Origin of the sequence: Acinetobacter sp. (assembly GCF_050285345.1) — a bacterium.
In the GTDB taxonomy this organism is placed as follows: Bacteria; Pseudomonadota; Gammaproteobacteria; order Pseudomonadales; family Moraxellaceae; genus Acinetobacter.
The window spans coordinates 1-25,634 of record NZ_JBLZXR010000153.1 but is presented as its reverse complement, the minus strand read 5'-3'; the positions used below and the strand labels follow the sequence as shown (position 1 = coordinate 25,634).

The following is a 25,634-nucleotide window of genomic DNA, read 5'->3' as shown; positions in this document are numbered from 1 at the left end:
TAGGGATAGATCTAGCATCTAAAAATTGATACAAATCATGATGACTACTCAAAAGTTAGGAATAAATAAGGGAGCTTTTGCTCCCTATGATTTCACCGCACTACCTACTAAATATTACTTAAAGGCTTCAAGTAATACATGTTGTGAATTATGCGCCACCTCACCCGCTTTAAGCTGTGTGCGAATCCAACGACCATCGCTTTGTAATAACCAGGCCTGTTGATTGTCTTTTAAATAGTTGACTAGACCTAGCTGATAGATACGTTTTTTCAATGCCGCATCTTCAACGGGGAAGCATGCTTCAACACGATTGAATAGGTTACGATCCATCCAATCCGCGCTCGAACAATAAATTCGCGCATCGCCATTATTGCTAAAATAATAGACTCGGGTATGTTCTAAAAAACGCCCAACGATCGAACGCACACGAATATTTTCAGAAAGCCTCGGCAAGCCCGGACGTAAACAGCAAATCGAACGAATAATTAAATCAATTTGCACGCCGGCTTGTGAAGCTTCGTATAACTTATTGATCAACTGAACTTCGGTCAAGGCATTCACTTTGACAATGATTTGTGCCGTTTTACCCGCTTTGGCATTGGCAATTTCATTATCAATAAAGTTAATCAACTGAGTATGCAGTGTAAATGGTGCATGAAGTAACTTTTTCAATTTTGCCATCTTACCCATACCGGTTAATTCTTGGAAGATGCGATGTACATCTTCACAAAGATCATTATCGGTTGTGAGCAAACCATAATCCGTATAAATCCGCGCATTTCCCGCGTGATAGTTCCCTGTGCCCAAATGTACATAACGTACAAGTTTGTTATTTTCACGACGTACCACAAGGATCATTTTGGCATGGGTTTTGTAGCCCACAATTCCGTAGACCACAACTGCGCCCGCTTCTTGCAGTACATTGGCTACAGCAATATTCGATTCTTCATCGAAACGCGCACGTAGTTCAATGACTGCCGTCACTTCCTTACCATTACGTGCCGCTTCTGCCAAGACTTGGACAATTTCAGAGTCTGCACCACTTCGGTAAAGCGTTTGCTTAATCGCCAAGACTTGCGGGTCGCGTGCAGCTTCGCGCAGTAAGTTAATCACGGGTGCAAAAGATTCAAAGGGATGGTGCAGTAAAATATCCTGCTTTTGCATGGCACTGAAAATATTTTCAGACTTTTTCAATACCTTTGGAATGACAGGAATATGTGCGTCATAACGTAAATGTGGACGTTTAAAGTTTGAGAGTAACCGAGCAAGATTGACTGGTCCATCGACTTTATATAATTGCTCTTCTTCAAGGTCGAATTCATCCAGCAAATAATCATAAATATGCTGCGGGCAATTTTCAGTCACTTCTAAACGTACAGCACGACCAAAACGACGTGAGTTGAGCTCACCTTTTAAGGCTTTGGCTAAATCTTCAACATCTTCATTGAGTGCCAAATCAGCATTACGCGTGACACGGAACTGGTAACAACCTGTTGCTGTCATGCCCGGGAACAAATCAGAGACATGTTCATGAATAATTGCAGAAAGCATCACATGATGTTCTTTTCCACCTGTCAGCTCATCAGGTAAGCGCACAACACGTGGCAGTGAACGTGGCGCAGGTACAACAGCCAAATCAATTTGACGACCAAAGGCATCTTTCCCTTCTAAGGTCACAATAAAGTTCAACGACTTATTCACTAAGCGTGGAAATGGATGTGCAGGGTCTAAACTGATGGGCGTTAATACCGGAGCGACTTGTTCTTGAAAATATTTTCTTACCCAAGCCGACTGCGCAGGCGTGAGTTCACCACGGCGTAAGAAGCAAATATCTTCTTTACGCAATTTGGGTAAAATCTCTTGATTTAGAATACGATATTGACGCTCAATCGCCGCATGTGCCGTTGCTGAAATTTGGTCTAAAACTTGTTTCGGGGTTAATCCATCTGGACTACGACTTTCATTACCCAAGTCGAGTTGTTCCATCATTCCTGCAACACGAATTTCAAAAAATTCATCCAAGTTACGCGAGAAAATCAGCAAGAAATTCATCCGTTCGAGTAAAGGATGAATTGGGTCTACCGCCTGTTCGAGTACGCGTAAGTGAAAATCAAGAATTGAAAGCTCTCGATTTATATAGCGATCATTATAAGTATATTCAGTTGGTGCTTGCGCGACTTCAGCTGCGGTATTCATCTCAGACCCATATCAAAAATGTGTGATGTGCTGTGTTTAGTATGCTTCAAATTTATGACATTTTCATAAAAAAAGCCCATAAAAATGAGCTTTTTGTTCTATTTCAAAACCATCATCGAGAGAACGATGGTTTAGCTGAATTTTTTTAGTCTGGAATATGGCTATAACGCATATATTTTTGAATCATACGCTTGCGGTAATTTAACTTTCGGTCGTTGCGATTTTCATCATAATATTTCGGATTCGGCAGAATGGCTGCAATAAATGCAGCTTGCTCACGCGATAAACTACGTGAACTTTTACCAAAATAATGCTGCGTTGCCGCTTCCACACCGTAAATATTGTCGCCAAACTCAACCGAGTTTAAATAGACTTCCAAAATCCGTTGTTTCGACCACATCCGTTCCATCATCCAAGTGGCAACTGCTTCTTGGCCTTTACGAATGAATGAACGCTTATTATATAAAAATAAGTTTTTTGCCAATTGCTGAGAAATGGTAGATCCGCCAGCAACGACTTTTCCTTTGTCTTTATTGCGTTCGAGCGCGAATTGCATCCCTTCCCAATCAAAACCATGATGCTGTAAAAACTTGCCATCTTCGGCAGCCACTACAGCATGTTTTACATAGTCACTGATTTGGTCATAATCGCGCCATTCATGTTTAATCGGTTTTGAAGGCTCTGACCAGTAATCTAAACGCATCATCATCGTCGATTCTACAGGATGGGTACGCCACCAAACCAAGCTACTAAAGATCCAAAGCTGTACCAAAAGCACTAGACTGACAAGAATTAACAATGTACGAACAATAAAGGCTTTCATGTCAGTGTGTTACTCCGGCAATTCTGGTTTTTCATGTTAAGCTTATTTTTTAATATTTTGACACAGTACAAGAATAGCATGTCTGAACTTCGCCCTCCTGTTGTATCTACCAACAAACTGGAAATCCAACTTTGGTGGATTACCGCGCTGCTTATTGCCATCAATATTGGTCTATTTGGCTGGCAAGTGTTGAATGGCATGAATGCCTCCCAACCTGACACACTGGATGCATTGCGATGGGGTGCTGATTATGCACCTTTAACCTTTTTAGAGGAACCCATCCGTTTATTGAGCAGCATGTTTTTTCATTTTGGCTTAATTCACCTGATGTTGAATATGTGGGCATTGTATATTTTTGGCAGTGTTGCTGAACAAATGTTAGGGCGGGTCTATTTTTTGGGTCTGTATGTTTTGGCAGGGTTAATGGGTAGCTTATTCAGCGGCTATTTAGATATTCAAAACAGTTATACTTTATTGGCAGCAGGAACAGCAGATTCAAGCTTATTTCCTAAAATTGGTGCTGGTGCTTCAGGTGCAGTGATGGGTTTAGGCGCAGGCCTCACGGTCATTTCTCTACTGCCGATGCTGCCTCGCCAGCGATTTTATTTAGATAAAAAAACCTTGGTCATGGTGATGGGGATTAACTTGGTCATGGGCTTTATGATCAGTGGAATCAACAATGCTGCACATATTGGCGGTATGGTCATGGGCGCAGCATTGACATTTATTTGGTACTTTGGTGAGAAATTACAAAAGCCTCTGCTGTTTAAGCTCACAGGTTTGATTCTCGGTTCAATTGTAACCTATTGGTTTTATCTCCATTGCCAACAGTTGATTCAACCTATTGCTCCACTTTGGGAACATTTTATTGTGTTAATGAAACAAGCCCTAGCCGCTAAATAAACGACGAAATAAAAATGCAAAAGAGCGCAACATCTGCGCTCTTTTTTCTGTCTGCTTCTGATGGATTAGCTATTTAATTCTCTTAAACTTTCTAGGGGTGGAATATCACAAAGATAACTTAAGCGATAGCGTCCAATCAGCGCACACAACAAGGTCATCAATATAGGTAAGATCAACCAAATTCCCCAATGCGGCTGGATGAGCAGTTCCATTTTATAACTGGCAATGGCACTGATTACTTCGGCAAATAGACACGCTACGATGCCAGAAATCAAACCAATGAAACCAATTTCCATGGTTAACATCGACTTAAGTTTTTGCTTTGAACTCCCAAAGGAGCGCAATAAAGCCACTTCTTTTTTACGTTCATCCATCAGCAAATTTAAACAGGCAATCAGCACCAAAATGCCCGAAATACTGACCAATAAAGCCAAGACACTAATAATCTGAATCAGTACCGACACAATACGTTTAATTTCATCCAAGATCAGGCTAACGTCAATAAATACCGTATTGGAAAATTGTTGAATCAACTCAATCAATGATCCTTTATCAGCTTCAGGTACATAAAAGCTGCCTAAATAACTGCCGGCATTTTCATCCATAGTCTGTGGTGAAAAAATAAAGAAAAAGTTCGGGCTAAAACTCTCCCATTCGACACTGCGTAGGTTAATGACTTTCGCTTCTAACACACCTTCAGGTAAGGTAAAAGTCAGACGATCTCCAATCTGAATACCAAGCTCTTGCGCAGTTTTGGCTTCCACCGACACTTCATTGACCTGCTGAAAGGCTTTGGCACCTTGCAAAATTTGGTTATCTGCGGGAAAACTTTCTGCCTGTGTCAGGTTAAGTTCACGCCTTAAGCTGTTGTTGGTTTTGATTAAGTGATCGGCAAAGGGATGATCATTTTTCGCCACCAAGCGGCCGCGAATGTTGGGATACATTGGCGTTCCCTGCCAAGCATGCTGCTTTAGTTGTTGATTAAAATTTTCGAGTTCAAAAGGTGGCAATCCATAAACAAACTGATTGGGCGTGCCTTCAGGCAATTGCTGCTGCCAGCGCTCAAGTAGATCAGTTCGAAGGACTGCCAGCACCGTGACCAAACTCAACCCCAAGGCCAAAGCAGTAATTTGAAAGGCAGTTTGATAAGGCGTGCGCACATACATCGATATTTTTGCACCGAGGCCTTTGATTATTCTCAGGATCAACCAAATGCCCAAATACAAAATAACGCACAGCGCAATAATCGCACCCATCACCCAGAGCGTGAGTTGCAGATTTTCAGTCAGGACTACACAAAAAATAAGGAGACTCAACGTGCCTGCCAGCAACATTCCGAGCATGGAACGTGCTGAACGTTCTTGCTGACGAATCACACGTGCTGGCGGTGTTTTTAGCAGTTGCCATAAACTCGGAAAGACAAAACCGAGTAACACGATAGCACTAGTCAATATCGCCATCGGCAAAGGCCCGACCAGCATAGAAATAGCCGAAAATTGCAGTTGTAAATTCGGGATTAGCTCGAGCATCAACTGCAATAAGGCATAACCTAATCCTAAACCCAGAGCACTACCCAACAGCATCGAAATACCCAGTACAACCGCCAACAGCCCCAGATAAGCCATTAAAATTTGCTGCTTGGTTGCACCGATACAGCGCATTAAGGCAATAGCATCCTGATTTTGCTGTACATAGCGCTGACTGGTTAAGGCAATGGCAATCCCACAAAGTAAAATGGTCAAAATATTTGCCAATTGTAAGAAGGTCTCAAGATTGGCTATCGGTTTCATTAAGCGTGTATTGCCTTCACTGGCATTTCTTAGTTTTAGCGTGGTCTGCGTTTCACCCTCTACCTGATCTGTATTTGACTCAGAGCTATTACCAATTTTTTGCTTAAATAACTTTTCAAAATCCTGCGTTTGCTCGGCCGCACCGGACATCAATAAACGATATTCAATTCGACTGCCAACTTGAACCGCATTGGTACGTGCAACTTCTTGCTGCGCAATCATCACGGTTGGTGAAAAGCCACCAAAGCCCAACTCTTGATTGGAGTCATGGCTGATTTTCGCTTTGACTTTAAAAGCCGCATCAGCAATATTGACCGTATCACCGAGCTGAACATGCAATAACTCCATCGCACGTTGACTGAGCCAAACCTCACCGGCCTGAATCGGTCGATGCAAAAGCGGTTCAGTACGCAATTCTCCTCTTAATGGAAATTGTGCGTCTACCGCTTTAACATTGACCATGACAAACTGTTGATCGGTATGCGCCATGCTACTAAACATGGTGACTTTGGATTGTTTTAACTGACGGTCTGTGGCCTGCTGCTGCCATTCATCACTAATCGGATCGTTATCGCTGAGCACCAAATCTGCTGCAAGCATTTCGGCTGCTTGTAAGGCCACAGCATTTTGAATTTGCACATTGCTAAACTTTAAAGCCGTCGTTGCACTGATGGCCAAAGTCAAGGCAATCATCAGCAAATAAATGCCTGTGGTTCTAAAGCTTTGTTGTAGCAAAGGGCGAAACAGCGCAAACAGATTCATCGCTTATACTCCTCCCTGATGCTCAATCAGTTGACCTTGAACCAATTCCAAATGGCGCTGACATTGCCCTGCCAACTCCACATCATGGGTGACCAAAACCAAGGTTGTGCCCAATTCTCGATTCAATTGAAAAAGTAGTTGTTCAATCTCTTGGGCTGTCACACTGTCTAAATTTCCTGTCGGCTCATCGGCAAAAATAATATCAGGCTCCGTGACCAAAGCTCGCGCAATTGCAACTCGTTGTTGTTCCCCACCCGACAAGACTTTTGGTGTTTGCTGTGCCTGTCGCTCCAAACCGACTTTTTTCAGTAAATTAAAGGCTTTGGCTTCAGCGTCTTTAATTTTAAAGTTGGGTTGTAAACGTAAAGGCAACATGACATTTTCCAGCGCCGTTAAATGTGGCAATAACTGAAAAGACTGGAAGACAAAACCGATATGCTGCAAGCGTACTTTGGCGCGTTGTTCTTCATTGAGTTGATGAATGGCTTGCCCACAGACCTGAAGTTGTCCACCACTGGCCTGATCCAAAGTCGCTAAAATCCCTAATAAGGTGGATTTCCCAGACCCCGAACGCCCGGTAATTGCAACTTGCTCACCTGCATAAATTTCAAGGTTCAGGTTTTCAAAAATGCATAACTGTTTCTGCGGAAGTTGTATGTTTTGTGTCAATTGCTGTGCAGAAATAATCGCCTGTGGCATGATGTCAACATCTGTCTTAAGTTGGGTCATAACTTCCTTATATGCAAAATCGCATTCAAAAAATTCGTATATTGAGTTATTTACTGGGTGCAAGCCTTGGTCTCAGCCCAATGTTGCTATCTGCCAAAACCCTTATGATCGTGGGCGATAGCTTAAGTGCAGGTTATGGCATTCCCCTACAACAAGGCTGGGTGCATTTATTACAAAAACGTCTAGACCAACAGTATCCGAAACAACATAAAGTGGTCAATGCGAGTGTAAGCGGTGAAACCACCAGCGGTGCTTTAGCACGACTGCCAAAATTATTGCAAACCCACCGTCCAGATGTGGTGGTGATTGAACTTGGGGGAAATGATGGTCTGCGTGGGCAGCCACCGATACAGATTCAAAAAAACTTAGCGCAATTGGTACAAAAAAGTCAGCAGACCAAAGCCAAAGTAATTCTGTTTGGTATGAAAATTCCGCCCAATTACGGCACAGCATACAGTGCTGCATTTGAAAAAAATTACGCTGTCGTCAGTCAGCAATATAAGATCAAACTCTTGCCATTTTTTATGCAAGGCATTGCGGGACAGAAAACTTTAATGCAAAAAGATCTCATTCATCCCAATGCCAAAGCACAACCCATTTTATTAAACAACGCCTATCCTTATATTAAAGCCAGTCTCTAAAAATGACTTTTTCATTGAAGTATAGACAATAAAAAAGCGCTCAATCAGAACGCCCTTTTAGTATTCATTTGGTCTAGCTTAATGCTCAGAAGTCGTAAAAACTGACTTCACCGGTTTCTAGTGAATATTCTGCACCTACAACTTTTAATTTACCTTTTGCGATTAAGCTTTCAAGCACCGCAGAGCCATGTCGAAGTTGATTCACTGAAGCAAATACATTTGAACGTACCGCGTGCATAGATAGTTTTTCTAAGTCATCTTTTAATTCAGTCTGCATTAAAATTTCGACCGAAGGACGTACGCGGTTCACAATTGACATCAGGTTTGCAGATGGAGGTGTTGCTGGATTGGTTAGTGCTTCAATAGTCGAGTGAATTGCACCGCAATGCGTATGACCCAATACAATCACCACAGGACAACTAAAACTTTCAGCTGCGAATTCCACACTGCCCACTTGTGATGGTGCAACGATATTGCCTGCAACACGAATCACAAATAAGTCACCTAAACCTTGGTCAAACACCATTTCAGCAGGAACGCGTGAATCTGAACAACCCAAAATAATTGCAAATGGCTCTTGGCTTCCCGCCATTTCAGCACGTTGCTGGTGCGTCAAAAGCTTAGCATGATTCGTTTCACCGTTTACAAAACGTTGGTTCCCTTTTTTTAAACGATCTAAAGCTTCTGCTGCTGTTAGCATGTTCCGATTACTCTTGTTTAAAGTTGGAATATTTTAATCCCACTCTGGTAGCTTGTCACTTGCAAAAAGAATAGCTGCTGTTTTTTTGTCTATCCACTCTGTTTGATACAAAATGCCATTCGGCATCTCACGAAATAAAATCACATTTCCAGTCATGGTTCTCATTTTTTTAATCACAACACAACCTAGGTCAAAAAACTAATCCGTGACAAAGACCATTTTTAATTTACAATATATTTCATAAATATACAGTTTAGCCATTTGGGCTAATGTCGATAATTGTCAGATCAATGATCATAAAAATGTATCAATTATATTTTTGGGGATAAACGTCAATGAAAGGAAGTCATTCGAACGTTTTGAGCATATTCAAGCTGGCAATGTTCAGTTGTATGATGTTTTCGAGCGTTAATGGTCTAGCAGCAAATCCAACACCAAGCACCAAAAGTGCTACAACCTCCAACATTTTACAAAATTATCTCAGCCAAGACCGTAAAGCGGCAGGTTTAGTGTCACGTACCGTTCAAGTCGGCAATGTCATGTGGAGCTATAGTGAAGGTGGTCTTCGCAGCAAACCGGCAATTTTATTGATTCATGGTCTTGGCGGCACACGTGACAATTGGAATGGTGTGGCACATTTCTTAACACCGTATTATCACGTGATTATTCCCGACTTACCTGCCAATGGCGACACTCATGTTCCCGCAAACTTTGATGTTTCTGTGCCGAATGTGACTGAGCAATTGCGCCAGTTTGTGGTCAAAATTGATATTGAAGATAAACTGAATGTTGCCGGACATTCTCTAGGTGGGTCGATTGCAACGGTATATGCCTCACAATATCCATTTGATACGCAAAGCCTATTTTTATTAAATAGTGCCGGGATTTATAAACAGGCCAATACCAGTTATGCCCGCAATCCGTACTTGCTGAAAAATTTAATTGTGTCAAAACCCGGCGACTTAGATGACGTGATGCATAAGCTAATGCAAAACCCACCCGAAGTTCCGACGCCACTCAAGAAAGCACAAGAAAATGTCTTGATTGCCCGCGCACCACAAACCAGCAAAATGATTGATCAAGTGGTAACACTCAATCGTATTTATACGCCTGAAACTTTCGCTCGCCTGACCCGTACAGTAGAAGCACCCACTCTGATCCTGTGGGGCAAGCAGGATAAAATTTTTAACGTCGAAGTGGCGAGTGAATTAAAATCATTATTGAAACGTGCGGAAGCACCTGTCATCCTTAATAATGTTGGCCATATGCCAATTCTTGAGGCTGAGCAGGAAGTCGCGGATCATTACCTCCCTTTCCTTGCAAAAAGTCAGAAGTTTAAAAATCCGCTGGCGGATAAGTTAATTCAGCTCAACTGAGTATTCGCCGCACTTTTATCGCCCGCTGAACAGGCGATCAGGGACAGTATGCAGAAAAACCCGATGATTGAGCAGCTGATTGAGGCTCAACTAGACTTTTTAGACCACAACTTTTCGCAAACTGAAACTGTTGCATCCGAATTTACCCAATTTTATCAATGGTTCCGTAAGCAACCTTTGCAGAAAATTTGGAATTTTGAGCAAATTAATGCGCTCATTCAAAAGCAAATTTTAAATACCCAAGCCAGTCAATTTCTGATTGATCAAATCGCTGAACATATTAAATTTGCCTTGATTCATCCTGCCAATGACCAGACCAGTATTGCAGAAATTTTCCCTGTTTTGACTGTCGACAAAATCGCTCAATATGTGGCCAGTAAGAAAGATCATCGTCAACGTCTGATTCATACTATGGTGAATAATCCAGCATTTTCAGCCATGATTACCCAACTGATCCAGCATGCCATCCAAGACTATTTGGACAATTCAGTAATTGCCAAGTCAGTGCCCGGTGTCTCACGCTTTATGAAAATGGGTAAATCGGTGTTGGAAAATGTCACAGATACCAATCTCGACAGCACCATCAGCAAATACCTACAAAAGAATATTTTAAAGCTCAGTCAAATGAGTGAAACTGTACTGAATCAGCATTTTGATGATGACAAGCTGTACCATTTCCAAGCCAATTTATGGCATAAAATCAAAGCGATGCCTGTTTCTGTCTTTAGAAACTATATTGAAGTACAAGATCTGCCACAAACCGTTGATTTAGGCCATGAAATCTGGGACTTTATGCGTCAATCGGACTATATGAAGCAACAAGTTCACGATGGTCTTTATGCTTGGTATGTGCGTAATCAGGAGCGTCCTTTTGATTTACTGCTCCGTGATTTAAATATTGATGAATCATTAATTCAACATGAATTACATGCTCTACTAAATCCAATCATTCAGCATATGATTGGTTCTGGCTATTTGCGTGAACGCTCACGTCAGTATTTGGCACAATTTTATTATGCTGAAGACACCTTAAAAATTTTAGGCATTGAATCTTAAAAATTAAGTATAAAAAAGCCGCGAATTCGCGGCTTTTTTATACTCAGACTTATTTGAAATAAGCCCCTTCAGTATTACTGTGGTCCGTTTGGTCAACCACACGCATTAACTCAGGTATATGCTGTTTAAGCGTTGTTTCCACACCTTGTTTCAAGGTCAAGTCAATCGATGAACAACCTTGGCAACCACCACCGAATTTAAGTACCGCCGTTAAGCCATGCTCTTCATCTTCAACCACTTCCACCAACGCACAGTTACCGCCATGCCCTGCGAGACCTGGGTTAATTTCAGACTGCAACACATAAGTAATACGTTCTTCTATCGATGCATCTGGTCCAACGCGTGGCACTTTAGAGTTCGGTGCACGGAATGTTAGCTGACCACCAAAACGGTCTTTGTTGTAATCGATTACAGCATCCAAAAGATACGGAATAGACGGTGTATCAATAAAAGCAGGGAAATCTGGATAATCCTGCTTATAGTCAGTCGGTATCACTTCTTCAGGCGCACTGTAAGCCATACAACATTCAGCACGAGGTGTACCCGGATTTTCCACAAAAACACGCACACCAATCCCCGGTGTATTTTGTTTCTCCAAAAGATCTTTCAAATACTCTTGAGCATTTGGCGTAATCAATAGGTTTGGAATTTCTTCAGCAACTGCTGTGCTGTTGTTTTCAGTCGACATTACAATATTTCCTCAAGCTGACGCCGCTATTTTAACTTAAGATGCGGGGCATTAGAAAAAAATCAACTAAAATTGTCGGAATTATTCTGAAAGTTCACGCTTTCATTGATTTTAATGGCATTATTGAGAACAAATTTTAACAAGTCGAATAGTCATTTATGTTGGGTTTACCGTTTAACCACACCGTGACCATTATTCTGATTACCGTGGTGATCTCACTCATTGCATTTTCAAATCAGAAAGTGATGAACCGTTTATTGTTTTGGCCGCCTGCATTGCAACGTGGTGAATACGATCGCTTTATCAGCCATGGTTTTATTCATGCCGATGGTGCGCACCTACTGTTCAACATGATTACCTTGTTTTTCTTTGGTTCGGTCATTGAGAGCTTTTATCGCCAATACTTTTTTGACATGGGTTTTGTGCTGTTCTATTTGGGCGGGCTAATTGCGGCTATTATTCCAAGTTATCTGAAGCATAAACACGATACACACTGGGCAAGCCTTGGTGCTTCCGGTGCTGTTTCAGCAGTATTATTCGCTTATATTTTGTTTGAACCATGGAAACTGATTTTTGTTTTCTTTATCCCAGTGCCTGCCATTATTTTTGCAGTGCTCTATGTGGCTTATAGTATTTGGTCGGGTAAACGCGGCAACAGCAATATTAACCATAGTGCACATTTGTGGGGCGCTGCCTACGGTGTGATCATGACCATTATTCTTGAACCAAAATTGATTCCCCACTTCTTAAGTCGATTAATCAATATTCCCTTCTAAAGCGTCAAATCATCAGCCTGAATCTTTGTTATTTTGGGCTGATATTTTTTAAAACCTTCAAAAATAAAATCCTATTTTTAAGTTCAACCCGCAGTTTGAAACTTTGCTTTAAGCTTTTCACCTACTTATTTCTTGCAATTTCTCCCCTCTTATACAATTTCACAGCATATTGAAACTCGATATTGCCTCTCCCTGATTTAAGCTAAAAGGTCAGAATAAAAAGGGATTATCTATGAAAATAATGGCGATAAGCTTTAGTTTAATTCTCTCTAGTTTACTGAGCGCATGTGCTGTACATACCCGTGAAGGCAGTATTGTGGTTGACCCAGATCGACATCATTCTCCATATTATCATCCACAAGAAGATTTTTGCCCACTTGGACAAGCGAAAAAAGGGCGTTGTTAAGCCTCCCTTACCTGCTTCAACTTAAGCCTCTCGATGAAAGCTTTTTCAAAATTTCACGCCAAAATTACTGCCGTATACGCGACTAAAGTTCACAAAACCACAGGACAAATCATATAAATTTGGCACTTTATGTCACCCCAATTTTCAATTTGGCATAGATAATGTATACATCTGTATATTAACAACAATACCAGTTGAGATATTTTGCATGTCTAGTTCACTTGAAGGGCTTCAGTTCCCGATTTCGCCATCACATCAAAAACCAAGCACCTCTAAAACCGGACGTGAAATTATTTCAGAAGCACTGGCTTTAGTTGATCATCAAAGTTCGGTTCGTGCAAAACAAGAAAAAAACTGGCGTAAAAAATACCCTGAATATTTCAAAGCGTTGGTTGAACAAGGTATTCAAACTACTGATGCAGCGATTACTATTGCAGAGCAAGGCCTAAATAAAGCTCATCATATTTTTGAGTTCTATCGAGACAATCAGAAATTCTCACTCAAAGACATGATGACGCTTCCCGCTACGCCACTGCATAGCATTAAATTCAAAGGTGAAAGCACTGCTGCACCTGAGTGGTATGTGCCCTATCATGGCCAAAAGCTCCAAGGCGATGCGCTGCTACAACAAATTCAAAAGTGGTTAGATGCCGGAATCATTGAAGCAAGCCATGCTGATGCGCTTCATGCAGCCGTTGCACATCCTGAATGGTTTGATTTGTCTGACCGTACTATGGTGCTGTTTGGTGCAGCCTCGGAAGCTGGTCCACTCACTTGGCTGGCCAAATGGAAAGCCAATATTGTGGCAATTGATCTGAACAATGAACGTGTGTGGGACCGCATTTTAACCACGGTTCAAGCCGGCAATGCAACGTTATATGCGCCTAGCAATGAAGCGATAAATGAAGACACGCCTATTCAAGTGTTAAAACAAAAACTCGGTGCAAACTTGCTTACGCAAACGCCTGAAATTGCACAATGGTTAGTACAAAATGAGCACCCATTAGATTTAGCCGCGATTGCTTATTTGGATGGTGAAAAGCATGTCCGTGTTGCTATGGCAATGGACAGCATTATGGATTATGTCAGCCAGCAAAAGGCAGATACCAGCCTGATGTTTATGTGCACGCCGACAGATGTGTATGCAGTGCCTGAAGAAATTGTGACAGCGTCACAGGCAAAATTCCAAGATCGTGCCCCTGCACAAAAGCTGCTTACCCAAAGTATTGCCAAAGTTTCGGGGCAGCATTTCTTTAAACAAAATAATGCTCAAATTACCCATTCAGAAAATGGTAAGGCTTATGGCATTGCCGACTGTCTCGTGGTTGAACAAGGTCCGAACTATGCTTTAGCCAAACGCATTCAGCAATGGCGCGCGACATTGGCTCGTCAAAATGGACAACGGGTCAGCATTAATATTGCACCGTCAACCACCACACACTCCGTGACGAAAAATCCATTACTCAAAGCGGCATTTAATGGTGCAAGTTTATTTGATGTGGAGTCGTTTAATCCTGAAACCACCAATGCACTGATGGCAGCGCTATGGATTCATGACCTGCGTAATCCTCAGTCAGTGGCGAACCCTGAAACACCATTGGATCATCCATTAGAGTTGATGATGTCTGGCGCGAACCATGGCGGTTTATGGCGTGTGGCTTATCTTGCACGTACCGCTTTACCTTTTGCTGCGGTCTACGGCTTTGCTACGGAAAAATTACCGAAAGGTTTGCTGAATAAACTGAAAAAATAAGTCTCTCCACCTTCATCCTCTCCTGAACATTATTTAAAGCAGCAGCTTCAATGTGTTCAGTGAGCGGAACTTAAGAGCATAAAAAAACGCTGCCGAAGCAGCGTTTTTTTATGCAGTTGAATCAGATTAAAACACTTTAAGGAATAACCAATACAAGCACCCTGATAAACAGATGGTTGCCGGTAAAGTGAAAATCCATGCCGAAAGAATGGTTTTCACCGTGTTAAAGTTAAGACCTGATTTGTTCGCGACCATAGTCCCCGCAACAGCAGAGTTCAATACGTGCGTTGTTGATACTGGCATACCCAAACCATCTGCTGCAGCAATGGTTGACATCGCAACAAGCTCAGCCGACATACCTTGACCATAGGTCATATGGTTTTTACCAATACGCTCACCCACCGTCACCACAATACGTTTCCAGCCGACCATTGTGCCTAGACCCAATGCCAAGGCAACTGCAACTTTCACCCATGTTGGAATGTACTGTAAGAATGAATCCAGATTACTGCGATATTCTTTTACAGTCTTTTGCTGTGCTTCTGCCATCGCAGGAAGTTGCTCAGCTTTATCGAGACGTTTAAAGGCCGTGGTACTTAAATACATGTCATTACGGATCGAAGAAACTTCCTGTTCTGGAATATCTTTTAAGTCTCCATACTGACCCACGCGCTCACCCAAATGATCGGTCATACTTGCCAATGCAGGTACAACTTGTGCATTTAGCTCTTTGGTTTGAATGTATTTGGTTAAAACTTCACGCGCTTGTTGATCTGGAATATCGTCATGCTGTGCATGGATCGCCGTTGCTGTTTGCACAGATAACTGTTGGAAAGACTGGATATGTTGTTGATCCAAGTTTTTATTCAGTGAATACGCCAGTGGCACACAACCAATCAAGATCAACATGATCAGGCCCATGCCTTTTTGACCATCATTTGAACCATGCGCAAAACTTACGCCCGTACAGGTGAAAATCAGAACTGCACGAATAAGTGGTGGTGGTGGCTTATTTCCTTCAGGTGGCTGAAAAAGTTCAAGTTGTTTACGGAAAATTCTTTTCACCAACAGGAACACAAGTGCTGCAAATGCAAAACCAATCAATGGTGAGAACAATAAAGCCTTACCAACTTTCAGCACTTGCTCCATATCTACACCGCTGGCACCACCACCTGCATTCAGCAAATAGTTCATGATGCCCACGCCAAGAATTGAACCAATTAAGGTATGCGAACTAGACGCTGGAATGCCGAGGAACCATGTTCCCAAGTTCCATAAAATCGCAGCAATCAACATGGCAAAGACCATGGCGAAACCCGCGCCAGAACCCACATTCATGATCAGTTCGACGGGAAGCAAGGCAATAATGCCATAAGCCACTGCACCACTTGCGACCATTACACCCAGAAAGTTACAAAAACCCGCCCACATAACGGCGACAGGTGCAGATAAGGCATTGGTATAAATCACCGTTGCTACAGCATTGGCTGTATCGTGAAAACCATTCACGAACTCAAAACCGAGTGCAATAAATAACGCCGTTCCCAATAAGATCATGGAATAAAGACTTAATGCGGGAACGTGTGCCAAATCAGAAGTTAATTGAAAGCCGATATAAATCAGCGTCGAAATAATGACCGTCAAAAATACCGGCATAAAGAATTTTGGGGTAGGCACATGAACATTCGTCGACTTTTCTGTAGTCGACGTGTGTGCTGAATCTACGGGAGTTTGTTTAGAATTCATGCAGGCAAGAATAGAGGATTTTAGAATCCCCATATTGTTCAATTTAATTGTGACAATTATATGACAAAGTGCTGCCTTATAAAGCAATATTTCATGCTTTATTTCTATTTAGCACCATACTAAAACCGACCATATCACTCTACTTTTATGAAACAAATCAATATTTTATTTACAAAGTATAGGTCGTCTTTAGTTTGAAACCCTATGTTTCAACATATATTTCAGTTCGTCTTCTTTCTTGTCATAAATGCCCACCCTCCTGCTTGTTTTCCAAGCATGCCTGAGCAATATGACAAATTCATGAAGCTTTCCATACATTTAGATTAAATATAAAAGAGATCAAATTTGTTTAATTAATCAACAGTTCAATAAATTGTGTTCGACGATGTTCAGTGATTATCAATAAAACTGCTCTAAATTCTGTTAATATATTTGCCGATTTTATATTCCATCGGATTGGGGTTATTTATGTCCACGCTTACCACCCTAAAAGAGCTGCTCGCTCAACGAATTCTGATTATTGATGGTGCGATGGGCACCATGATTCAGCGTCATAAACTCGAAGAAGCTGACTATCGTGGTGAGCGTTTTGCAGATTGGGCATCCGATCTCAAAGGCAATAATGACCTTTTGGTATTGACGCAGCCACAGATCATTCAAGGCATTCATGAAGCTTATCTTGACGCTGGCGCCGATATTATTGAAACCAACTCATTCAATGGTACACGCGTTTCCATGTCGGATTACCACATGGAGGATTTGGTTCCGGAAATTAACCGTGAAGCCGCACGCCTTGCCAAAGAAGCTTGCCAAAAATATTCAACCCCAGACAAACCACGTTTTGTGGCAGGTGTACTTGGGCCAACATCGCGTACTTGTTCAATTTCACCGAATGTAAATGACCCTGCATTCCGTAACATTACTTTCGATGCGCTGAAAGAAAACTATATTGAAGCGGCACATGCGCTGATTGAAGGCGGTGCGGACATTCTATTGATCGAAACCGTATTCGATACCTTAAACTGTAAAGCCGCGATTTTTGCAGTGAAAGAGGTCTTTAATCAACTTGGCTACGAATTACCCTTGATGATTTCAGGCACGATTACCGATGCTTCAGGCCGTACCTTAACCGGCCAAACAGCGGAAGCTTTCTGGAACTCTGTTCGTCACGGTGATTTATTGTCGATTGGTTTTAACTGTGCCCTTGGTGCAGATGCCATGCGTCCACACGTGAAAACCATTTCTGATGTAGCGGATACTTTCGTTTCAGCGCATCCAAACGCGGGCTTACCAAACGCTTTCGGTGGTTATGATGAAACTCCGGAAGAAACCGCTGCATTTATTAAAGAGTTTGCTGAAAGCGGCCTGATCAACATTACGGGCGGCTGCTGTGGTACCACACCAGATCATATCCGCGCGATTTACAATGCGGTAAAAGATATCAAACCGCGTCAAGTGCCTGAAACTAAACCTGCGTGCCGTCTCAGTGGTTTAGAACCGTTCAACATTACCAATGAATCGTTATTTGTGAACGTCGGTGAACGAACCAACGTGACAGGTTCGAAAAAATTCCTGCGTTTAATCCGTGAAGAAAACTTTGCCGAAGCTTTAGACGTTGCACAACAACAAGTTGAAGCCGGTGCTCAGGTCATCGATATCAACATGGATGAAGGCATGCTAGATTCAGAAGGCGCAATGGTGCATTTCTTGAATCTTGTAGCATCTGAACCTGAAATTTCTCGTGTGCCAATTATGATTGACTCATCAAAATGGGAAATCATTGAAGCGGGCTTGAAATGCGTACAAGGTAAAGCTGTAGTGAACTCAATCTCCTTGAAAGAAGGTTATGACGAGTTCGTACATAAAGCACGTCTATGCCGTCAATACGGTGCGGCCGTAATTGTCATGGCCTTTGATGAAAATGGTCAAGCCGATACTGCTCAACGCAAAAAAGAAATCTGTAAACGCTCTTATGATGTTTTAGTGAATGATGTTGGCTTCCCTGCTGAAGATATTATTTTTGACCCGAACGTGTTTGCCGTAGCAACAGGGATTGAAGAACATAACAACTATGCTGTGGACTTTATTGAGGCAACAGGCTGGATTAAACAGAATCTGCCGCATGCGATGATTTCAGGCGGTGTGTCTAACGTATCGTTCTCATTCCGAGGGAACGAGCCTGTACGTGAAGCGATTCACTCAGTGTTCTTGTACCATGCCATCAAGCAAGGCATGACCATGGGGATTGTCAACGCAGGTCAAATGGCGATTTACGATGATATCGACAAAGAACTAAAAGCTGCGGTTGAAGATGTCGTCCTGAACCAAAATCAGGGTGAAAGCCATCAAGATGCCACTGAAAAACTGCTTGAAGTTGCGGAAAAATACCGCGGTCAAGGTGCTGCTCAAAAACAAGTAGAAGACCTTGAATGGCGTAAAGAAAGTGTAGAAAAGCGTCTTGAACATGCACTGGTTAAAGGCATCACGACGTTTATTGATGAAGATACTGAAGAAGCGCGCTTAAAGTCTGTACGTCCTTTAGATGTAATTGAAGGCCCGTTGATGGACGGCATGAACGTGGTCGGTGACTTGTTCGGTTCGGGCAAAATGTTCCTGCCACAAGTGGTGAAATCTGCACGTGTAATGAAACAAGCCGTAGCATGGCTGAACCCGTACATTGAAGCGGAAAAATCTGGCGGTCAATCCAAAGGTAAAGTGCTGATGGCGACGGTCAAAGGCGACGTACACGACATTGGTAAAAACATTGTTGGCGTGGTTTTAGGCTGTAATGGTTATGACATTATTGACCTCGGCGTGATGGTGCCTGCGGAAAAAATCCTACAAACTGCGATTGATGAAAAAGTCGATATTATCGGTCTGTCAGGTTTAATCACCCCATCATTGGATGAAATGGTCTTTGTTGCCAAAGAAATGCAGCGTAAAGGCTTCCAAGTACCTTTAATGATTGGTGGTGCAACGACGTCTAAAGCGCATACTGCTGTAAAAATTGATCCGCAATATTCCAATGATGCAGTGATTTATGTTGCAGATGCTTCGCGTGCAGTAGGTGTGGCAACGACTTTATTATCGAAAGAAATGAAGCCTAAGTTTGTGGAAGATACCCGCGCTGAATATGAAAAAGTGCGTGTGCGTATTACCAACAAACAGCCAAAAGCAGCCAAACTGACTTATGCAGCATCGATTGAAAATGGCTTGAAAATTGACTTTGCAGCCAATGCGCCTGTGAAGCCAAACTTTATTGGTACGCAAACGTTGACCAATTATCCGCTTGAAACATTGGTCGATTATTTTGACTGGACACCGTTCTTCATTTCATGGAGTTTAGCAGGTAAATTCCCTGCAATCCTGAAAGATGAAGTGGTGGGTGAAGCTGCAACTGACTTGTATGAACAAGCGCAGACGATGCTAAAAGACATTATTGAAAATAAACGCTTTGATGCACGTGCTGTGTTCGGTATCTACCCTGCCAACCGTTCAGCGGCGGATTCGGTTGAAGTTTATGATGAAACTGGCGCAACAGTAACGCATACTTTTGAGCATATCCGTCAGCAGTCAGATAAAGTGACAGGTAAACCAAACTTATCATTGGCTGACTTTGTCGCGACCAAAGAGCAAGCGGAAGATTGGTTAGGTGGTTTCACCGTGTCGATCTTTGGTGCTGAAGAAATGGCCAATGAATACAAAGCCAAAGGCGATGACTATTCTGCAATTCTGGCACAATCTTTGGGTGACCGTTTTGCCGAAGCTTTTGCCGAGCATTTGCATGAGCGCATCCGTAAAGAATTCTGGGGCAACCAAGCTTCTGAAACTTTAAGCAATGAAGAATTAATTAAAGAGAAGTATGTCGGTATCCGTCCTGCACCGGGCTACCCTGCGTGTCCTGAGCATTCTGAAAAAGCGCCATTGTTCGACTGGTTAGGTTCTACCGACAAGATTGGTACGCAGTTGACCACAAGTTTTGCGATGTGGCCACCTTCATCTGTCAGCGGTTTCTATTATGCAAACCCTGAAAGCCAATACTTTAACGTGGGTAAAATTGCAGGCGATCAGCTTGAGGATTATGCGCAGCGTAAAGGTTGGACATTGGATGAGGCGAAGCGTTGGTTAGCGCCGAATTTGGATGATTCGGTTTCTTAATTGAATTGAAAAAATCCCCTCGAATGAGGGGATCTTTTTTGTTTTGAGATCTTTGATCCTCTCTAAACTCGCCCTTTTACAAAAAAGGACTTTCACGTATTAATAGAATTACGTGACAGCCCTCGCTTTTTAAAGGGAGGCTGGGAGGGATTTATATTATTAAGTGTATCAGCTTGTATCTAACCTGACAGGCACAATAAAAAATGGGTAACTGTCAGATCGGGTTTGAGATGCAAGCTAGTACAATTAAAACTAATCCCATACTTTACCCCTCAACTTTTATAAAGAATAAATATAAACTAATCCACCAACCTTAATTTCTTCAGCCTCGCCCGAATCCCGCCCGCTTGACGATTGTGCCGTTTTGCAATTTCCTTAATCGGCAGCTTTTCATCCATAAACGCATCAATTAAACGGACTTCTTCATCCTCCGTCCATTTCTGCCCAATCATGGAGTCATTTACTATTCCGGTATCTTCTTCCACAAGAATTTCTTCAGCTTTTTCAATACTGACTTCTACTGGGCGCTCTGCAAGCTCAGCCAAATGTGCAGTTTGCTCGTAAATTTCTTTCACATCTGCAAGAAAACCTTTATTTTCACAGCCTAAAATAAACAGCTTATTCTGTGCGCGTGTCATACCTACATAGGCCAGTTTACGCTCAGAATCTAAGTCCCGGTTTTCACCGATACGTGGCATGTAATCTAAGCCAACAAAAAATACATGTGGAAACTCCAAACCTTTAGAAGACTCCACATTCATAATTTTGATTGAGTTTTTATTTAAATCTAAAGCTTTTTTATCTGCACTGCTAAAAATGAACTCAGCCTCTGCATTAGGCACATAACTATTTAACTTTGCTTTCAACTCATTCACAAAAATATCGTATTCAGCAGATTTTGCCTGCAAAACAGCAATATCTCGCGGTGCAGTCCCTAACTTTAATAATTGTCGGATTTTACGAGCAATCAAATCTACTAAATGACGGACATCATTTTCATGATAAATACTTGGATATTCTCCTGTTTTACACTCACCCGTATCGGGATCTAAAACACGGTCATATTCATCACTATTTTGCAGACTATCTAAAAGTTTAGGGTTCAAAAATGCTTTGGCAATATCTAAAATTTCTTTGGTATTGCGGTAACACTTATACAACTCAACTGGCTTTTTACCCTGTACTTGCAATCCTACCGAACGCCAACTTGGTTTCTTGCGATTAAAAATATTCTGCGCAGGGTCATAGCAGAACAAAATATTATTGGTTTCTGGTTTGACCAATTTAGACAGGCCAATAATCCACTCCTGAGCAAAGTCCTGCCCTTCATCAATTAAAATGGCATCAAACTGTTTGTTCTCAGCAAAGCTGTCTTGTTCTAGATAATCCAATAAAATTTGCCCGACACGGCTGTTATAGTCTGACTGCTTTTCCTGCGGCAGCATGGATAAATTGGCGCGGGTCAGCTGCTTCACTAAAGCATGAAAATTGAGGACTTCAATTTTGTCATTGAAGTCATCGCCAAACATCTGACGCAAATGATTGCATAAGGAATTGTTATAACAAACCACCAATATTTTATATTCGGGATTGATAGTTTTTAAATATTTGGCGCGGCAGGCCAAAACCAACGTTTTACCGCTGCCCGCCACACCTTTTAAAATACGGTGTCCATCACCGATATTTTTCGCAATAGATTCCTGTGATAAATCTAAAGCCTTCACCTCTTGTGGCTCAACAGCGAATAGCTCGTCCTGCTTGAATTCATTGACACGAATTTCAGGGAAAATCATATAACGCAGCAGCTTTTCTTCGGCAAAATTTAGAGGCTCAAAGGGAAAAGCCACATCCTTAAACGCATGAATTAGCTTTTGTTTAAAAGTTTTATTTTCAGCAATTAAACGTAAATCATCTTTATAAATGGTTTTATGTTCGGAGCTAATTGCAGGGAAACTTAGCCCAATATCATCTGCTTCTTCTCGCTTTAATTCTGTATAAATCACACAACTGCTGATTGGAAACTTCACATTGCCTTGATAAGGCCCACTGTTTTGCAAAAATACCGCGGTCTTTTTAAATTGATTCAGAATATTGAGCATGCACTTGCGTACCTGCAATTCTGGGTTCTGCACTGAAACCGTTTTATGGTCATTTTTAAGGTAAAAATTCCCAGTAAATGTTTCTGGATTCAGCGTTTTAAAACGTTCTTTGGACCAATCTTTCACTTCAATGACCAGCAAACCATGATTCGGCAGCCAAACAATGAAATCGGTATAACGGTTTAAGGCCTTAGGCTCATGCCAGATAATGGCATTTTCATCTTGAAACACATGTTCAAGTAATTGATAGACTTTACGTTCCCCACTGCTGGCTGATTTTAATTGTTGTATGCTTGGGGGAATCAGTTCAGCCACGGTATTCGTTCTCTAAATCTTAATTAATCAAGTAATTACTTAAATAAATTATAACCAAATAAATGTATTAATAAAGCTAGACCAAAAGATTAGTAAGAAAATTTAAGCACAACACTTTAGCATTCAAACAAAAGTATAAAACACTTAACCTCTCTGAATGAAATCTGAAATAGCACTCTAGATTATTCAGACGTTAATCACGTTCGAATTTTAGTTCTTTATTCAATTTTTTAAGTAAAAATGCTCATACATCACTGTGGTTTTTAATAAAAATTAAATTACATAAATAATTGTTTTATATTTATTTTAAATAAAACCCGTCTACTCTACTCGTTCTCTATATCTGTTCCTGCAAAACGCCGACTTAAGTTTGAATTAAGCTAGCGTGTATTTAATAACAACATTAAAAAGAACAATGCTGAAACGATGCTATATTCAACACCACGTTTTTTACTGACTCAAGCTCTTATTTTAGGTTTAAGTTTCATCCTATTGCTTTGGTTATTCCCTGTAGGTGGCACAATTGATCAATCCCTCATTCAACCTTGGGTCGATTCACATGGTAGCTTTCCACTACGTAATGATTGGTCACTTGCCGTTTTAAACCATCGCTATGTGAAGGATATTCTAATTGCAGTCTATGTATTTTACCTTCTCGCGTGGGTATGTAGCTTTAAAGTGTCCAGCTTAAAAGCTCAACGTTTTGAACTCGGCTATTTCTTTTTTGTCGCGATTTTAAGCACCGCTGTTATCGGCTTAATTAAATCGCAATCCGCTCATGCATGCCCGTGGAATATGACGGTCCCAACCGCCCAAGGATTTATGTGGAATTTTTCAGCGACACATGGTCACTGTTTCCCCGGTGGTCATGCCGCGACTGGCTTTGCTTTGATGACTGGTTTTTTTGCGTACCGAATCTACCGTCCTGCCCGCGCTTATTTTTTCTTAATGACTGGGCTAATTTTAGGCTTTGCTTTTGGTTGGGCACAGATGATGCGTGGTGCACATTTTCTTAGTCATAATCTTTGGACCGCTTGGATTATCTGGGCATTCAATACACTGTTTTATTGCTACGCTTATCGCTATTTCCCAAAAACGACAGCGCCAAAATCCAATAAACGTTTTGAATGGATCTAAAGTTGAATCAACCCTATCCTTTCGATTCTGCTGAATAAAAATTAAAACCTATGAAATCAAGTCAGACTTGGTTCTGGTGAAATTCAAGGTAATGATTTAATGGAATGCAAATCGTAACTTTTAAGCCACCAAGGGTTTCACTTTTGGCAAAATCCAGTTTAGCTCCAATATGCTTGGCAGCTTTATCGACAATGGCTAGGCCTAAACCACTACCAATTTCTTCATGGTTAAAAACCCGATAAAAGCGTTTGCGAATTTGTTCATATAAAGCAGAATCAATCCCAGGCCCACTGTCTTCGACCTGAACCACCGCCATGTCATCTTGCTGAAAAACTGAAACGTTAATCATACCCTGTTGCGGAGTATATTTTATGGCATTATCAATCAGGTTAAAAATAATCGAATGTACCGTTGGCTCTAGGCTATACAGTTCAATACTTTGCTGTTGCTCCATCCCAAGGTCGATATCTTTTTGCATAGCCAAATGAATCAATTGCTCAACACAATTTGCAGCTAACTGCTTTAAGTCAAAATTTTGTTTACGTTCTAATACAAATACCGACGCATCTTGTTTGGCCAAACTCAATAACTGACTGACCAGATGCTGAATCCGAATTAAACCCTTACTTAAATTCAGCAAAGCCTCATCTTGTGGAAATTTCTGTAGCAAGATCTGCATTTGTAAATTCAGTGCGGTAATCGGGGTGCGTAACTCATGGGCTGCATCGGCAATAAACTGACGCTGCTCTTGCTGAGATAAAGAGATACGTTCAAATAAATGGTTAATTTCAACAATCGTGGGTGCAATTTCTTCAGGATAAGGCGCTCGCGAAATGGGTGACAATTCAAAAGCATCACGTTTGGCCAATTCTCGTTTGAAATTTTCCAGTGGCTGTAAATTGCGTTGAATTAACCAACCCAAAGCAAATAAGGCAAAAGGAATAAAAATTGCATAAGGTAAAAACATACTGCTAGCCAGTTCTACTGCCAAATGCTGTCGCACGGACTCCTGCTGACTGACCTGAATTTGCAGATCCTCTAAAGGCAGCACATAGGTATGCCATTCATCCTGTGGTGTCGTATGGGTATAAAATCCCGCCTTTTGCATTGGTGGAACCAAAAGTTTTAACTGATGTTTTTGCTCTGCATTAGAGTCATAAGCCCATACATCGACAAATAAATCTTCTTCATGATAACGCTGATGTTGATCAAACTGACTTTGAATCGGCTTAGGATCATGTGCAGCAACGCGCTCAGCCAAATTTTGCATTTGTGCATCTAAAATTTCATTAATTTCTTCCAACGCAATGTGGTAAGCAGAAAATACCAACACGCAGCCTAATAACATACTGAAAATAGACACATAAATAATCAGTCTCTTTTTCAGAGAATAGGACTTGTGCTGCATGAAAAATCATTTCCTAATGTGTTAACCCAAACGATAACCCAAACCACGTATGGTGCGAATAAAGTCTTTGTCCAGTTTGGTTCTTAAATGGTGTACTTGACATCCTCACCTCCCTTAAACGGAGGTGATTCCTACAGCTAGACGCTTATGCCCAAGCGCAAGAATGTTCATG

Annotated in this window: 19 protein-coding genes and 1 pseudogene; 9 read left to right on the top strand and 11 right to left on the bottom strand. The window is 41.5% G+C overall.

Annotated features, from left to right (window positions below):
* Positions 1 to 114 precede the first annotated feature (114 nt).
* On the bottom strand, positions 115 to 2,196 hold the full coding sequence (gene ppk1 / locus ACN6OV_RS13495) for a polyphosphate kinase 1 (protein ID WP_427953769.1): 2,082 nt from the start codon (positions 2,194 to 2,196) through the stop codon (positions 115 to 117).
* 145 nt (positions 2,197 to 2,341) lie between these two features.
* Positions 2,342 to 3,019 carry a monofunctional biosynthetic peptidoglycan transglycosylase gene (mtgA, locus tag ACN6OV_RS13490; protein WP_427953767.1) on the bottom strand — a complete coding sequence of 226 codons (678 nt, stop codon included), beginning with the start codon at positions 3,017 to 3,019 and terminating at the stop codon, positions 2,342 to 2,344.
* A gap of 78 nt (positions 3,020 to 3,097) precedes the next feature.
* On the opposite strand from mtgA, the gene ACN6OV_RS13485 reads away from it, so the two are divergent.
* Positions 3,098 to 3,922: a rhomboid family intramembrane serine protease gene (locus tag ACN6OV_RS13485; RefSeq protein WP_427953765.1), complete on the top strand. Its 825-nt coding sequence runs from the start codon at positions 3,098 to 3,100 to the stop codon at positions 3,920 to 3,922.
* A gap of 65 nt (positions 3,923 to 3,987) precedes the next feature.
* On the opposite strand, the gene ACN6OV_RS13480 is transcribed toward ACN6OV_RS13485, so the two are convergent.
* Positions 3,988 to 6,468, bottom strand: a complete 2,481-nt coding sequence (locus ACN6OV_RS13480) for an ABC transporter permease (protein ID WP_427953789.1) — start codon at positions 6,466 to 6,468, stop codon at positions 3,988 to 3,990.
* Positions 6,469 to 6,477: 9 nt separating this feature from the next.
* Positions 6,478 to 7,173 (bottom strand): ABC transporter ATP-binding protein, encoded by a 696-nt coding sequence (locus ACN6OV_RS13475; protein ID WP_427953787.1) that lies wholly within the window; start codon positions 7,171 to 7,173, stop codon positions 6,478 to 6,480.
* 41 nt (positions 7,174 to 7,214) lie between these two features.
* Here ACN6OV_RS13475 and ACN6OV_RS13470 point away from each other — a divergent pair, with 41 nt between their 5' ends.
* Positions 7,215 to 7,844, top strand: a complete 630-nt coding sequence (locus ACN6OV_RS13470) for an arylesterase (protein WP_427953763.1) — start codon at positions 7,215 to 7,217, stop codon at positions 7,842 to 7,844.
* Positions 7,845 to 7,929: 85 nt separating this feature from the next.
* On the opposite strand, the gene ACN6OV_RS13465 is transcribed toward ACN6OV_RS13470, so the two are convergent.
* Both ACN6OV_RS13465 and ACN6OV_RS13460 read right to left on the bottom strand, forming a co-directional pair.
* On the bottom strand, positions 7,930 to 8,544 hold the full coding sequence (locus tag ACN6OV_RS13465; protein WP_427953761.1) for a carbonic anhydrase: 615 nt from the start codon (positions 8,542 to 8,544) through the stop codon (positions 7,930 to 7,932).
* 33 nt (positions 8,545 to 8,577) lie between these two features.
* Entirely contained in the window at positions 8,578 to 8,700 is a 123-nt protein-coding gene (locus tag ACN6OV_RS13460) for a hypothetical protein (RefSeq protein WP_427953759.1), read from the bottom strand.
* A gap of 236 nt (positions 8,701 to 8,936) precedes the next feature.
* Here ACN6OV_RS13460 and ACN6OV_RS13455 point away from each other — a divergent pair, with 236 nt between their 5' ends.
* On the top strand, positions 8,937 to 9,920 hold the full coding sequence (locus ACN6OV_RS13455) for an alpha/beta fold hydrolase (protein WP_427953785.1): 984 nt from the start codon (positions 8,937 to 8,939) through the stop codon (positions 9,918 to 9,920).
* Positions 9,921 to 9,968: 48 nt separating this feature from the next.
* Positions 9,969 to 10,976 (top strand): hypothetical protein, encoded by a 1,008-nt coding sequence (locus ACN6OV_RS13450; RefSeq protein ID WP_427953757.1) that lies wholly within the window; start codon positions 9,969 to 9,971, stop codon positions 10,974 to 10,976.
* 49 nt (positions 10,977 to 11,025) lie between these two features.
* Here ACN6OV_RS13450 and nfuA read toward each other — a convergent pair whose 3' ends face one another.
* The gene (nfuA, locus tag ACN6OV_RS13445) at positions 11,026 to 11,664 is read right to left on the bottom strand and encodes a Fe-S biogenesis protein NfuA (protein WP_427953755.1); all 639 of its coding nucleotides are present in this window, start codon (positions 11,662 to 11,664) and stop codon (positions 11,026 to 11,028) included.
* Between the two features lie 158 nt (positions 11,665 to 11,822).
* Here nfuA and ACN6OV_RS13440 point away from each other — a divergent pair, with 158 nt between their 5' ends.
* The 3 genes from ACN6OV_RS13440 (at position 11,823) to ACN6OV_RS13430 (ending at position 14,599) form a co-directional block, all read left to right on the top strand.
* Positions 11,823 to 12,440 (top strand): rhomboid family intramembrane serine protease, encoded by a 618-nt coding sequence (locus ACN6OV_RS13440; protein ID WP_427953753.1) that lies wholly within the window; start codon positions 11,823 to 11,825, stop codon positions 12,438 to 12,440.
* Between the two features lie 232 nt (positions 12,441 to 12,672).
* Entirely contained in the window at positions 12,673 to 12,846 is a 174-nt protein-coding gene (locus tag ACN6OV_RS13435) for a hypothetical protein (RefSeq protein ID WP_427953751.1), read from the top strand.
* 208 nt (positions 12,847 to 13,054) lie between these two features.
* A complete protein-coding gene (locus ACN6OV_RS13430) occupies positions 13,055 to 14,599 on the top strand; it encodes a hypothetical protein (RefSeq protein WP_427953749.1) in 1,545 nt (514 codons plus the stop codon).
* A 126-nt stretch (positions 14,600 to 14,725) separates the two neighbouring features.
* Here the strand turns inward: ACN6OV_RS13430 and ACN6OV_RS13425 are convergent, their stop codons facing one another.
* Positions 14,726 to 16,345: an inorganic phosphate transporter gene (locus ACN6OV_RS13425; protein ID WP_427953747.1), complete on the bottom strand. Its 1,620-nt coding sequence runs from the start codon at positions 16,343 to 16,345 to the stop codon at positions 14,726 to 14,728.
* A 468-nt stretch (positions 16,346 to 16,813) separates the two neighbouring features.
* On the opposite strand from ACN6OV_RS13425, the gene metH reads away from it, so the two are divergent.
* Positions 16,814 to 20,503 carry a methionine synthase gene (gene metH, locus ACN6OV_RS13420; protein ID WP_427953745.1) on the top strand — a complete coding sequence of 1,230 codons (3,690 nt, stop codon included), beginning with the start codon at positions 16,814 to 16,816 and terminating at the stop codon, positions 20,501 to 20,503.
* 299 nt (positions 20,504 to 20,802) lie between these two features.
* Here the strand turns inward: metH and ACN6OV_RS13415 are convergent, their stop codons facing one another.
* A complete protein-coding gene (locus ACN6OV_RS13415; protein ID WP_427953743.1) occupies positions 20,803 to 22,917 on the bottom strand; it encodes a 3'-5' exonuclease in 2,115 nt (704 codons plus the stop codon).
* 426 nt (positions 22,918 to 23,343) lie between these two features.
* Between ACN6OV_RS13415 and ACN6OV_RS13410 the strand changes: the two genes are divergently transcribed.
* A complete protein-coding gene (locus ACN6OV_RS13410; RefSeq protein WP_427953741.1) occupies positions 23,344 to 24,054 on the top strand; it encodes a phosphatase PAP2 family protein in 711 nt (236 codons plus the stop codon).
* Positions 24,055 to 24,115: 61 nt separating this feature from the next.
* On the opposite strand, the gene ACN6OV_RS13405 is transcribed toward ACN6OV_RS13410, so the two are convergent.
* The gene (locus ACN6OV_RS13405; RefSeq protein ID WP_427953739.1) at positions 24,116 to 25,462 is read right to left on the bottom strand and encodes an ATP-binding protein; all 1,347 of its coding nucleotides are present in this window, start codon (positions 25,460 to 25,462) and stop codon (positions 24,116 to 24,118) included.
* Positions 25,463 to 25,483: 21 nt separating this feature from the next.
* Positions 25,484 to 25,558, bottom strand: a pseudogene (locus ACN6OV_RS13400) (DNA-binding response regulator); the annotation flags it as partial.
* Positions 25,559 to 25,634 lie beyond the last annotated feature (76 nt).